The organism is Roseibium sp. (assembly GCF_965229775.1).
Classification (GTDB): Bacteria; Pseudomonadota; Alphaproteobacteria; order Rhizobiales; family Stappiaceae; genus Roseibium.
Map to the genome: position 1 here is coordinate 3,749,872 of NZ_OZ245929.1, position 12,779 is coordinate 3,762,650.

The 12,779-nt window shown below is 52.5% G+C and carries 11 protein-coding genes; 4 read left to right on the forward strand and 7 right to left on the reverse strand.

All coding sequences use genetic code 11. The annotated features are described in order from the left end of the window. Nucleotides 1-226: 226 nt before the first annotated feature. From ACO07N_RS16970 to ACO07N_RS16990, 5 genes are all read right to left on the reverse strand, one after another. Nucleotides 227-1,507, reverse strand: a complete 1,281-nt coding sequence (locus ACO07N_RS16970) for a D-alanyl-D-alanine carboxypeptidase/D-alanyl-D-alanine-endopeptidase (RefSeq protein ID WP_421982151.1) — start codon at nt 1,505-1,507, stop codon at nt 227-229. A 523-nt stretch (nt 1,508-2,030) separates the two neighbouring features. Then, nucleotides 2,031-3,026 (reverse strand): tyrosine-type recombinase/integrase, encoded by a 996-nt coding sequence (locus tag ACO07N_RS16975; protein ID WP_421982152.1) that lies wholly within the window; start codon nt 3,024-3,026, stop codon nt 2,031-2,033. A 98-nt stretch (nt 3,027-3,124) separates the two neighbouring features. After that, nucleotides 3,125-3,559 (reverse strand): hypothetical protein, encoded by a 435-nt coding sequence (locus ACO07N_RS16980; RefSeq protein WP_421982153.1) that lies wholly within the window; start codon nt 3,557-3,559, stop codon nt 3,125-3,127. Nucleotides 3,560-3,705: 146 nt separating this feature from the next. Further along, a complete protein-coding gene (locus ACO07N_RS16985; protein ID WP_421982154.1) occupies nt 3,706-4,029 on the reverse strand; it encodes a hypothetical protein in 324 nt (107 codons plus the stop codon). Between the two features lie 126 nt (nt 4,030-4,155). After that, nucleotides 4,156-5,226, reverse strand: a complete 1,071-nt coding sequence (locus tag ACO07N_RS16990; protein ID WP_421982155.1) for a hypothetical protein — start codon at nt 5,224-5,226, stop codon at nt 4,156-4,158. Between the two features lie 999 nt (nt 5,227-6,225). On the opposite strand from ACO07N_RS16990, the gene cls reads away from it, so the two are divergent. Beyond that, a complete protein-coding gene (gene cls, locus ACO07N_RS16995; protein ID WP_421982156.1) occupies nt 6,226-7,638 on the forward strand; it encodes a cardiolipin synthase in 1,413 nt (470 codons plus the stop codon). Here the strand turns inward: cls and ACO07N_RS17000 are convergent. Beyond that, nucleotides 7,635-8,756, reverse strand: a complete 1,122-nt coding sequence (locus ACO07N_RS17000; protein WP_421982157.1) for a mechanosensitive ion channel family protein — start codon at nt 8,754-8,756, stop codon at nt 7,635-7,637. The two genes, cls and ACO07N_RS17000, sit on opposite strands and share 4 nt — an antisense overlap. Before the next feature lie 110 nt (nt 8,757-8,866). Between ACO07N_RS17000 and ACO07N_RS17005 the strand changes: the two genes are divergently transcribed. The 3 genes from ACO07N_RS17005 to ACO07N_RS17015 all read left to right on the forward strand — a co-directional run bounded on the left by ACO07N_RS17005 (nt 8,867) and on the right by ACO07N_RS17015 (nt 11,414). Then, nucleotides 8,867-9,724, forward strand: a complete 858-nt coding sequence (locus ACO07N_RS17005) for a YihY/virulence factor BrkB family protein (RefSeq protein ID WP_421982158.1) — start codon at nt 8,867-8,869, stop codon at nt 9,722-9,724. Nucleotides 9,725-9,798: 74 nt separating this feature from the next. After that, a complete protein-coding gene (locus ACO07N_RS17010) occupies nt 9,799-10,239 on the forward strand; it encodes a hypothetical protein (RefSeq protein WP_421982159.1) in 441 nt (146 codons plus the stop codon). Beyond that, nucleotides 10,236-11,414, forward strand: a complete 1,179-nt coding sequence (locus tag ACO07N_RS17015; protein WP_421982160.1) for an AI-2E family transporter — start codon at nt 10,236-10,238, stop codon at nt 11,412-11,414. The genes ACO07N_RS17010 and ACO07N_RS17015 overlap by 4 nt, the downstream gene beginning before the upstream one ends. Before the next feature lie 114 nt (nt 11,415-11,528). On the opposite strand, the gene ACO07N_RS17020 is transcribed toward ACO07N_RS17015, so the two are convergent. Then, complete coding sequence (locus ACO07N_RS17020; protein ID WP_421982161.1) at nt 11,529-12,488, reverse strand: helix-turn-helix domain-containing protein; 960 nt, start codon at nt 12,486-12,488, stop codon at nt 11,529-11,531. Nucleotides 12,489-12,779: the final 291 nt, after the last annotated feature.

The window sequence follows — 12,779 nt, forward strand, 5'->3', positions numbered from 1 at the left end:
GTTGCGTACTTTCGTTTCGCACCTGTCGGACCTCTATCGGCCTGAACAGGACGCCGGTATCCGGAAACGCGGCGATCGGCCTTGCGGAGACCGCGTTGCCACCGCTTGCCTTGCGGTGCCTCTTCAACGGACCCGGTCCGATGGCACGAACCCGGATACCATCAACGCGCCGTGCACCACGCGATTTTGTTTTCAGGAGGATATGCATTGGGCGAGGTGCCGCTCCCTATAGACCGAGCTCAAGGGCCCTGAGCAGGCGGAACCGGGTCTTTCCCGTTTTTCCGCCGAGCGAGATCACGAAGGGCACCAGGCCGTGTTTGGTGGTGTTCACGTATCCTGCCAGGGCTTTGACACCGGGGATCGTGCCTGTTTTGTAGCGCGAACCGGCCTTGGTCCTGGGGAGCAACTCGGCATGTGGTGCAAATTCTGCCAGCACCCCGGCAAGGCCCTGGGTAGAGAAGCGGTTTTCGGTGCTGATGCCCGAGCCCTCCTTGAGGTCGATGCCCTCGGTGATGCCATGCTCGGCAAGGATCACCTCCGCGACTTTTTGCGACTTTTCAAGGCTGACCGGTCCGCCGAGACGGTGTGCGCCAACCTCCAGGAAGATTTGGTTGGCGACATAGTTGTTCGACCCCAGCAGCATCTGGGTCAAGATCTCCGGCAGGCCGCGGGACTGGCGGTGCACGTGGATGGGCTCGAGTCCCTCCGGGATGGATCCGACCGATATCTCGCCTTCAACGCTGCCGCCGGCTTTTTCGATAAAGACGGCGAGAAGCTCGCCGGCGTAGCGCACGCCGACGGAAGGGTCTTCCTGGGCAAGGCTGATGCGGCCGCGTCCGTTTGGCCCGCGTTTGCGGAATTGGCTCACCGCAAGGGGCGTGATCGGGGTTTGCTTTTCCGCGGAGCGGACGGATTTTCCCTTTTTGACGGCATGGATCGTGTTGAAGTTGACCGCGAGAGCCGAGTTGAGGGCATCATACGCCCGGCCGGTGTCCTCGATGCCGGGGATGCGCAGCTCTTGTGGGTAATAACTTGCGTCAAGAACCATGCCTGCGAACGGCTCCTTGCCGGTTGCGGCGACAAGGTCGGGCGCAAGCAGCGCCAGCTCCTCGGATACAAGGAAGGGATCACCGCCGCCGCGCACATAAAGCACCCGGTCGCTGTCCAGGTAAAACCGGGTCTGGAACCGGTGGTCACTCCCCAGAACCTCCATAGCCAGCCATGCGGTGACGATCTTGGCGACGGACGCAGGGACGAAGGACTTCCCCGCGTTTTGCGCCACCAGTTCATTGCCCACACCATCCAGCACCAGCACGACACCCGACGGTGCAACGCCGGCGACCTTTTCCTTGATGCCGGCCAACGCAGGCGCACAAAGAAGAACAACGGCAAGGGCAAAGGCAAGCAGGCGCATGAAGGCTCCAGTCAGCCGCTGTTCCGGCGGCCGGATAACGAGGATACGGCCTGGCAATTCAACCGGAACTTCGACCGCTTGTGAATAGGTCATGTCAAACATGTCGAAACTGAGCCGTATGTGACGAATGCCCTCTTCCCGTCCATCCGGCGAATTGGCTGCGTCTGGAAGAAGCGTCAGCTTTCGGAATACGCTTGCAGATTGTTGAATGACAGATAGCAGGGCGTAAATAGGACGCTGAAAGAATGGCCGCTAGACTGCAAACGACGCTGTGATTTCATGAATGCCGCAAAGCGCACTGCGTGGGCTCTGGTGATTGATACGCTGCCTTTTGTCCGAGCGGGGCGGCACCTGTCTGCTGACATCCGCAAATCGTGGAAAAGCAAGGCCGAAAGAAACCAGCCGAAACGTTGCCCCGACCCTTGGCCCAGGAATGCAGGAAATACGGCAGTTCTCGCGCGAACGCGAAAAGTGCTTCAAAATCTGCATCAAGAGTGAGGAAAAAATGGTCGGAGTGAGAGGATTCGAACCTCCGACCCCCTCGTCCCGAACGAGGTGAATTCAACTTAAAGTACATAAAAAACAATAGTTTATGTTTGTGTTGGTTGGCGTTCGTTCACGTTTGTTCGCGTTGTTTCATTGGCCAATCGTTGGCCCGTTTTGCATCTGTGCGTGTTCTGTTCGCCCGTTCCGCCAATTTGTTGGCAGCGGTCTTTTGGTAGTCTGGATGGTGATGAGCGTACCGATATTGAAGCGTTTCGATTGACATGCCGAGATAACCCGCAGCTTCGGCGAAATCGACGCCTTCCTGCATCATCCATGTCGCCGCGGTATGACGCAACGTGTGGCGCACTACATGCTTTTCGAGTTTCGCCAGGCGCACTAGGCGTTCAAACGATTTGCGGCAATTCACCGGCTTGCCATTGAACTCGACGACATGTTTTGCCCCTGCGTCTCTCCATTCTTTCATTTCTTCGACAAGCGCTGGAGCAAGGGGAATTGTTGGATACTTCTTGTTTGTGTGTTCCGTCTGGCGTGGTGCCTTTCGATAGAAAAGACCCTTCTCCAAGTCGATCCACGGTCGGTCAGTTTTACGTTCAAATGATGCCTGACAGATTGCACCGCTTCGCGTACCGGTCATGACCGCGACACGAATGAAGCGCTCAACATGGGCCAGGGGCTTCTTGCGGGTTTCGACCTTCTGGCCCTTTCGCGCACCCTTGTGGATCGTTTGAACTTCCCTGGTGTTCCGTGCGATCTGGCATAGCAGCTCAACCTCTTCTTCAGTCAGCCACTCCTCACGGCCTGGGTTTTCCGGTGGGAGGAAAATCCGGACGGGCTCTGATAGAATTCCGTCGTCCATTGCAGTCCTGACAGCAGCGCGCAGGTCTTCTAGTTCTCGCCGCGCACCGGCCGTCGTAGTTACACGCGGGTTTGGATTATCCGTTCGAGTTGCAGATGCCCAACGTTTCCCCGAGCGGAACTGAACGTAGTCATTGCAAGTGACTGATGAGATGTGGTCACAGGTCTTGTTCCCCCAAAACTCGAGCAGTCTTTGCATCCGCTGGCCAAGCTCATTCGGTCTGGCTACTTGTGTACCTTTCACTTCCATGTACCTCGCCAGCACTTCTGCAACTGAAAGCTCTTCTGCGGTCTTGCGACGCGTGCTTCTGGTTGTTTCCTGGCGGGTCTTTTCGGTGATGTATCGGCCTAGCGCTTCTTCAGCTCCTGCGCGATCATCCGGGCCACATCCAGTGCTGATTTGTCTTCCAGCGTCGAGGATGAGGAAGACGGGTTGTTTGACCGAGTTCCCGCCTTTGGTTTTGCGGACTGGCCGGAGCCAGAGGCGGGCTGGTTTGGATGGACGCGGCACTTTTCTCTCCATTCAGCAATGTAGCGACGGGTGGTGCGGAAGTTCTTTCCAAAGGTCTCCACCTGGAGCTCTTGTCTGCGAACGGCGGCACGAAGCTCGTTGATTGTTACCAGAGAACTCTTCTCCCAGGAGCTCCCCCCGAGTTCAGGTAAGAACAGAGCGTTGTGCAACGGGAACGGAGCGTCCTCATGCAGTTCATCGATACCGGGAAGTTCTAGGTCGAACTCATCGATGACAAGTTGGAAGAGTTTCTTTTCACTGTCTTCAGTCACAATGTTTCTCCAAGGCGTACAGGGTGTTTTGTGATCCGAATCTCAGTGGGTGGAAGAGGGAAACTGTTCGCTCAATTTTGCGATTCATCCAGCCACGCCGTTCCAGGAAGTAACGGGGGGACGAGGTCCATGACTGGGGAACGGCGTTACTCATTGGCAGTGTTCTCGAAGTCAGGCTTACGCTGGAACTCCCAGCCACTCTTTATCTTGTCGACGAGCGTTTCGATTGCGTCTTCGGTTTGGTTCCGATCGAAGCCGCGTTCCACCAAGTGGTCAGTCTCCTTTTCAAGTGATCCGTAGAAGGTTTTCCAACCGCCCTTGCGGGTGGTCCATTTAACAAGCCAATGAAAATACGCTACCGCGATATCGTCCCTAGATGGACGTCGCTTGTCTTTCATGTGTTTTCGGTATTCGCGTTGTCGTTCGGCCTTTTTGGCAAGGCGCTGTTTATAAGACGGGCGTGAAGTCATGATGGGACCTCTGTTTCATTTGAATTGGTCGGGCGGAAATTATTTCCGGTGTGCCGTCATCATTTGTCTTTTAGGCATTGATGACGGTTCACGGGACTTGAGTGGCTGCCCGGTTGGCAGCGAGGATCAGGCAGCCTTCTCTGCGGCTTTCTTCAGGAAATCCGGTCGCTTGAACTTCGGCTTCTCCGTCTGCTGAACCGGCAACGAAGTTTCCCCTTCAGCCGGCACCTCAGTTTTTTCAGGCTTGGATTTCACCGGGGCTTTCTTGCCGGACCTTTTGGCGGCGTCCGGAGCATTGTTCTCAGCGGCCCTTTTGAACAGGTCCGCGATGAACTTGTCTTCAACGCCAAGAGCCCATTTCAGCTGGGGGATCGCAGTATCATTGAGGAAGTCTGGCAATTCCTTCGACGAAACATTCTCTATGTACTGGAGATAGTCGAGCGTATGGATCAGTTTTGCCCAACCGCCGTCTTTTTCTGGGTTTTCAAGATGAAGATGTCCAATCGCGGCGGCCCAATGGTCGGAGCGGCGAAAAAAACCAATCATACTCCTAAGAAGCTGGCGTGCTTCCTCTGATTGTAGCCGGATTTTTTCCCGAAGATGGCTTTTGACGACTGCCTTGCCACGCAGCTTTGGTTCATATGCTTCAACGATGTGTACCAAGAGGTGAAGCAACAGCTCCTTCAAACGCGCGATGCGTACCCGTTGTTCCTGAGCGCCATATTTGGCAAGACCATTGAGCCCGGGCCGATCTTCAATCGGCAAGTCAATTGCTTCCGCATCAGTTTTTCGTTTGACGATGGCATCAACGTCCCGGCCAAGAGGTCTTTTGCCGCTCTCATACAGGTGCAATACCGTTTGGATGCTTTCAGCCTCGGCATGTGCAATCTTATATAGGTTCGTTGGTGTTACTCCGAGCTCGACGCATCTGGCCTTGTAAGGGGTAAGATTGCGGTGCACGGCTCTCAGGGTTCGGCCGTGGCGAGTTGTGATCCCAAATTGGGAAACCAGCCAGCCATCGCAGATTTTTTCGTCACCGATCAGTTCCGACGCTTCTTCGAGCAGGGCGCCGAGCTTGAATGTTGCCTCAGTGTCTTTTTTTCCGAGGCCGAGAATGTCTTTTCCGATTGCCTCAACGCGTGCCCTGGCATCGCTGTCCAATGCATCAATTTCAACTGGGTTACTTACCGCTGTCATCTTCAATCTCCCGGGTTCGTTAGCAGCCGGTTGCGTGGCTGCTTAATCCAGGAGTTAAGCTCATTAGGGCACCGCCCGATACCATAAATTGGCAGCTTGGGGCATGAGGGGTAAAAAGAGAAAGCTGATATTTTACAATTATATAAAGGTTGAATCCTTGCGTGCTTTTTCGCCTAATGTGAACATGAATCCTTCCTCGCCGCGAGCGCGGTAATCCCGCCGCAAGGATTCAGTTTTTTATGCCAATTTGCCTAAAGTGAGGGATGGCAATGCCTGGGACGGCCACCGCATGAAAACGCGCAAGGATTCGCGAGAAATTGTCGTGAGAATTTTGAATCCTTGAGTGAATCCTTACGTCGAAAATTGCGGCTGTTAACGATTTCACGGAAAAAGCGCGAAAAAAAACTTTGGAAAACTGGATTTTGAATTGGGGCTGCTGACCATATTATCGCCCAAAAGGACTTGGGCTAGCCTCTGTTTAATTATCGAACATGCGATCCGAAGGTTTGAGCGTACTGTCCGTATTAGCGACATTCCGGCTGATCCGGGCAGGGCCAATTTCGGCCCCAAATCTGACATCTGTACCCTCAGATGTGGCAAAAACGCCTGATCCGCTCGGTTGCACAGAAGCGGACCGCCGTGAGTGATCCTTGTCTAGAGTCAACTTGTCGAGCCTCAGATGTGGTGTTTTATGTCTTTAGCTATGAATGAGAAACGACTTTGATTCTGAAAGATGAGAAATTGGTCGTGGTTACTATGTGGTTACTTTCCGGAAATCCACATTGGACTGAGGTCGTCTAAGTGTTTGAAAAATTTGGCGCACTGGTGAGGAAAAAGTGCGAGCACCTATGCGATTGAAATAGTTCTCTAAATCCGATTTCCAGGTCAATCGAGATTTGGAGCGTCATACCGAGCAACTCCTATGATTGTTGGGAGCTTATGTGTTAGCCCTTTGAAAGCTGCAAAGTAGATAGACCTATTCTGAAAGGATACGTACGCATGTGGATATCGATTTTTGCAGTTATTTTTGTCCTTCTAGAAGTCTTTGCTTTGCTTTTCTCTTGGAAAGCAATAAAATCTGCACGGACACCACAAGGGTCTGTAGGTTGGGTCGTATTCCTGATTTCCGCACCCTATTTTGCCGTTCCCATTTATCTGTTTCTCGGCCATCACAAATACGCCGGATATATAACAGCGCGCCGGGACAGCCAAAACATCCGACAGGAGATTGACACCTGGGGAGCGCGCAATGCCCCTGGGCCAAATCAGGTTGATCGAAAATTCAAGGTTTTTGAGAAGATTGCCGAATTGCCAATTGTTCGGGGCAACAGTGTCGATCTTCTCATTGACGGCGACGCAACTTTTTCGGCTTTGTTTCAAGCCATTGACCAAGCAACGCAGTACGTCTTGATCCAATACTACATTGTCAAAGACGATGATCTGGGCCGGACGCTTAAGGATCACTTGATCGCGGCCACCAAACGCGGCGTAACTGTCCGGATGATGATTGACGGAGTGGGCAGCGTCAAACTGCCCTCGGGTTTCATTGCCGAGCTCAAGACTGCTGGTGTCCAGATCATCGATCCGAAAACCGTACGCGGCCCTAAAACCCGGTTCCAGCTTAACTTTCGAAATCACCGAAAGACCGTTGTGATCGACGGCAAGACCGGTTTTACGGGCGGACTAAATGTCGGAAACGAATACAAGGGCCTCGACCCGAAATTTGGACCTTGGCGTGATACGCATGCAAAGTTCTCAGGCCCTATTGTGTCACAGCTCCAACTTGTTTTCGCCGAAGACTGGAACTGGATTACCGGCGAAAATCTGGTCGACAATTTGAACTGGGACACGGAGCATACGCCTGAAGATATGGCCGCACTACTTGTAGCAACCGGCCCAGGCGACAAGCTCGACACCGGATCCATGATGTTCCAGTCGGCTATCGTCGCTGCAAAGGAAAGAGTTTGGATTGCCTCTCCCTATTTCGTGCCGGATACGGTCATTCTCGCCACCCTCAAACAGGCCGCATTGCGGGGCGTGGAAGTCAAGATCCTGGTGCCGGATTTTGCCGATCATCAAATCCCGTGGCTCGCTGCGTTTGCCTATTTTGATGAAGTTATCGAAGCGGGCTGTGAAATCTGGCGCTATAAAGAAGGTTTCATGCACCAGAAGGTATTTTTGGTGGACGATGAGCTCTCCGCAATCGGCACCACGAATATGGACAATCGATCTTTTCGTCTGAATTTCGAGACCATGGTGCTCATGTTCGACAAGAAAACAGCGCTTTGCGTTCACGACATGTTGCAGGATGATCTGACGCGTGCGTACCGGCTTGAAAAACCGTTATCTGAACAGCCCTGGAAAATTCGAACTGGTGCCCCCATCGCCCGCCTGTTCTCACCACTTCTTTAGTTTGTCTCGGTTTCAATCGGGAAAGAATGGCCTCCAGGTCCAACAAGTGCCCGCGTTGGAAAAGCAAAGGCCGTCCCGGACGCCTCCACAATGCGCTTGATCTCAAGCAGAAGGCGCTCTTTTGCTTCAAGGTAAGCGGCATAATCGATGGTTCTGGTAAAGCACCAGACCATGATGTTGATTGAGCTTTCATCAAACGCATCGATGCGGACGTACCGGGCCGCCTGATTAGGCTGAGCGAAGTCATCGGACTCATCGATATATTGCTCAATTTCAGTTCTGATTTTCTGAAGTTGTTCTGAGCTGGTGCTGTAAACGAGCTTGATTTCCCAAAAAATCCGCCGGTAAGGGCGACGCGTGTAATTGATGAGCGTTGAATTTGCCAGGTCCGCATTCGGAACATGAACGGCAGCCCGATCAAATTGGCGTATGACCGTTGAACGCAGTTCCATTTTTTCCACGATCCCTTCGACGACCCCCTCGACCCGCACCCAGTCACCAATATCGAAACGTTTCTCTCCCATACTTGCCATGCCGGCGATCAGGTTGCGGAAAAGATCCTGCGCAGCCAATGCAACGCCTGCCCCAAGAACACCCATGCCGGTCAGGACTGGTCCGAGATCGATATCCCAGACTTTCAGAATTGCTGACAGAGCAATGATCAAGGTCGCCGCTTTCAATAGCTTTTTCAGCCAGGCCATCTGAAGGCCGTGTATGCGATCCTTGGCGGGAACAATCCAGGCAACCGATACATCTATGAGTGCAAATGCTGCGGCGAAAATTGCAGCAACGGCTACTGATATCACCAGCTTCTCGAGCGTTTGATCCAGTATACTCGGCAGGTTCAGCGCCTCTAGGACACCGTATGATGCTAAAGCGATAATGAGAGCTCGCACGGCAGGCTCTATGGCTTCTTTTACCGCGTCACCAAGCGAAATCTGGATTTTATCCGCAATGAAATCGAAAACGCGTACCGCGAAACCGGACAGGGCTTTCCGCAGAACGATCACCAATAACAAAACCAGGCTGTTAATGACGAGGCTATCGCTATCAACCGCTGCCAGCCAACCGCCAAATTGGTTGGAAAGATCGGCCAAATACTTGAACAGTTGATCCAAATCGCCCCCGCAAATTCTCTTCCGGCAACCTCCATTGAATGCCTATGAAGCAATCAATTGCAATGGTTTCTTCCTTACCTCAAACTAAGTTGGGCATGGGAGGGTCTAGGGTGCAGCGTCTTTGGCAGTGCGCGAAAGCAGCTATTTATCAGTTCAATACCAGCGACGGCTGGGCCATCAGCAGCCACATTGCCCTCTCCCTCATGATGGCTGTGTTTCCATTTTTGATCTTCGCCACATCGCTTGCCGGTTTTTTTGGAAAGGCCGAGCGGTCTGATGACATCGTCAATCTGGTGTTTGAATACTGGCCAGATGAGATTGCCGAGCCAATCATACGTGAGGTCCATGTTGTTTTGGGCCAGGGCCACACAGGATTTGCTGCTCTCGGCATTTTTCTGGCTCTTGTCTTTGCCTCCAACGGAATTGAAGCGGTGCGTGTTGCGCTCAACCGAGCATATGGGATTGAAGATCGCCGTCCCTTTTGGAAACAGCGCATCCAGAGTCTCTTGTTTGTCCTTTGCGGATCAGGTCTTTTGTTTTTCGTCTCTGCCCTGCTTGTGTTCATCCCGCTCTATTTTGCATTTGTGGCCAAGGCATCCCCCACGCTCCACAGCAACCTTTTTGCCAGCGAAAGCCTCGGGTTCATCGGTGCAATGGCAATCCTAATCTTTGTTGTCTTCAGTTGCCACTACTGGCTACCGGCGAGAAAACAGAGGTTGAAGAAAATCTGGCCGGGTATCGTGTTGACGCTCGTCCTTTGGAGCTGTGCTGCCAGCCTGTTTTCCGCATATCTTCAAATGTTTGCCAACTACAGCGCGACTTACGCCGGTTTGGCGAGTGTCATGACCGCCCAGATCTTTCTATACATCATGGGTGCTATCCTGATTTATGGAGCAGAGTTCAATGCGGCACTTGAAAGATCGTCTGTGAGCAGGTCAACATTGGGGGCAAAGCAAGGGGAGGCGTAGTCTTGGGGTTTTTACGGTTTGTTGGACTGCTGTTGCTGCTGGGCGGATGCCAGACCGGCCTCCAGGAGGGTGCCTTGGAGAGTACGTTTCCACCCGAAGGTTGGCAAACATCGGTCAAGGATGGCAGGACACAGTATCTTTGCAATCCGCCGCAATGCCAATCTACTGAGCTTGTTCTTGTCGACGATCTGCCAATTGCCGGATTATCCGAGAAGCTGATCCGGAGCGGCGCTGTCAAATCAGACACAATCGCAAAACTTGATCGGTATGTCGCAAAAGCCAGGAAAGGCACCTACCAGGCAGAGCCCGCCATACCGGTTATCTCCGAAGACTATTCCGGCTTCCGCCACAAGGCGACGCTCAATGAAGACGGCAATGTCGTTTTTCTGGAGGGTCAAAGCATTGTTCAGGGGAGCGGCGGTATTATCGTCTTGTCCTTTGCCCATGATCAAACAATAGCCGAGCAAAATCTGAACACCTATTTGTCCAACACAACAATAAAACGCCCCCAATGAACGAAAAGCTGAACGCCAAGGCGAGTGGCGACCCCGGCATCCAGATCAGAACGACAGCCCTGATAATCCTTGGGATCTGCGGAATGCTGGGACTGCTGGTTGCCGGACGTGACTTTCTCGTGCCAATTGTGATTGCTTGCCTTTTGACCAGTTTGATTTCCGCTGGAATTTCAAAACTTGAACACCGCGGACTGCCAACCTGGGCTGCGATGCTGGTGTCCATCACAGCTTTCTTTTTGCTGGTCTATGCCGCCACTCAGGTGTTTTCCAACCAAGTGGATGTGGTCTCCGGCGCACTTCCCAAATATTCAGCGCGTTTCGACCAGCTGCTCTCCGACTTGACGGCGTTTCTGGGTGACAAGCAGATCGATCAAATCAAGACTACGCTGTCCAATATGGATTTCACTGGACACGCCGCGTTGCTCGCTGAATCCGTTGGCGGCCTTTTTGGAAGTTTTGGTCTGGTGATGATGTATTGCGCCTTTCTCCTTTCCGAGCGGGGAATGGTGCTTAAAAAACTCGAACACCTGTTTCCGGATCCCGAAATGTCTGAAGACGTTCGGCGTGTTCTTAAATCCGTCGGCTACGGCATACGACGGTACATGTGGATCAAAACCGTTGTTAGTGTTTTGACCGGCGGCCTTTGTTACCTCGTGCTGAAATATCTGGAAGTCGATTTTGCGGAGATCATCTCTTTGATGATTTTCCTGCTGAACTTCATCCCGAGCATCGGCTCAATTATCGGGGTGATAATTCCTGCGCTTGTGACCCTGGTGCAATTCGATACCATCACGCCGTTTATACTTGTCGTTTGTTTTTGCGGTGGGATCCAGTTCACCATCGGCAACATCATTGAGCCGAAATTCATGGGAGATACGCTGAACCTAAGCCCGTTCATCGTCATTGTTTCGCTAACGTTCTGGGGCACGATCTGGGGCCTGGAAGGTGCTTTTCTCAGCGTTCCGATTGCGGCGTCGGTCGTAATCCTTTGTAGGGATATCCCTCTCCTCCGTCCAATTGCGGTTTTGATGTCGGCTGACGGTGATCTCTCCAAACGCCGAGAACAGGACACCGGCGACGGGGCCGCGCCAGCAACATCACGGCCTGAAGACGATCGCATCAGAGAACTACAGGCGGAACTAAAAGCAATCCAGGACAGCGATCGCGGGTCATGACTTTGGGGCTCATTTCCGCAAAAAAATGCGTTTCTGACCGGAAGGAAAAGCCACGTTTTTCAGCGGCTTGTGTGCGATCTTGCACCCTCACACCGCACTTTATAAGTCCACGTCCTAAGGCGCGGCGGAAATGTTAAGGGTTTCTGAGGGCAGACAGCCAAAGTGTTTCACATATTGCTTGCTGAAATGCCCTGCATGAATGAAGCCATTGTCCAATGCAACTTGTTTGACCAGAATATCCGTGGGTGCCGCTCGCTTGAGCATCTTGTGCACCCGATTGAGACGCTCCCGGCGCAACCAGGTGGCCGGTGACATCCCGGTCACTTCTTGAAAAGCGTAATGCAGGGTTCGGAGGCTCACACCCAATTCCGCACATATTTCCAATAACTCGATGGTTCTGTTTGTTTCGCCCGCAACCAACTCAGTTGCTTTCTTCACGAGCTTGCGGGCATTACAGGTTCTGACGTCGTCGTCGCGTATGTGATGAGACTGTGCAAGTTCAAAAAGGAACATCTGTGTCAGATGTTTGGACGCCGCCACAATTTGCTGCTCACGACCTGGCAAGGAGGTTTTGAGAAGATGAAAAAACTCCAAGCCTGCCCGGCGAAGACGCGCAGCTGACTGCGGGTTTAGCTTCAATGCCTTGTGCCCGCCCTCAAACAGGCCATCATAGTTCCCAATCAAGCTTGCGTAAGACTCTAGTTCGTTTTCCGGTATTGCCAGAATAAGCGTATCCCAAAAATCTGTCCCGACATATTCCCCCTGTTTGTCAGGTACCTGCACGATTACTGTGTCAAGGCAGGCTGGGCTTCCTACCCAGCTTCCCGTGCCTCTCTGTTTCAAGGGCAATGCCAAGCCGACTGTATTTTTGGGACCAGACCCACAATACTTCATTTTCTGGTTCCAGGTCTCACGGATTATTTGGCAGCTTCCTGCCTGGGCAAAATCGATTTTTCCTGAAAATTCACCAGGTGTCATTTTGTAATATTGCTGGTCCCAACCGGCAGATGCTTCCTCTAAATCTTCGAAATCATGCGTCTCGAATGAGACTGTCTGCACCAATTCTTTCGTCATGCCGATTGCCCCCTCTACTGATCGCCATGTGCATCAACGCTAAGCCTAGACCTTCCAATAGCACGCTGATGCACTTTTGGGATGTCGAATGAGCATAGGCACACCATCCACGGGATGCTTTGATTAAGCTCAAGAAAATTGAGGCAAACGCAAGCCTAAGTTCCATCAGGGAGTTGGAGTGGATCGCTACACCAGAGCGGACTTAGGCAACATCGGAGGGATTGAATGCAAAAACTAAAAATATTGCATTCGTTCTCGCACTGGCGGCCAGATGATTTGGCGAAACTGAAC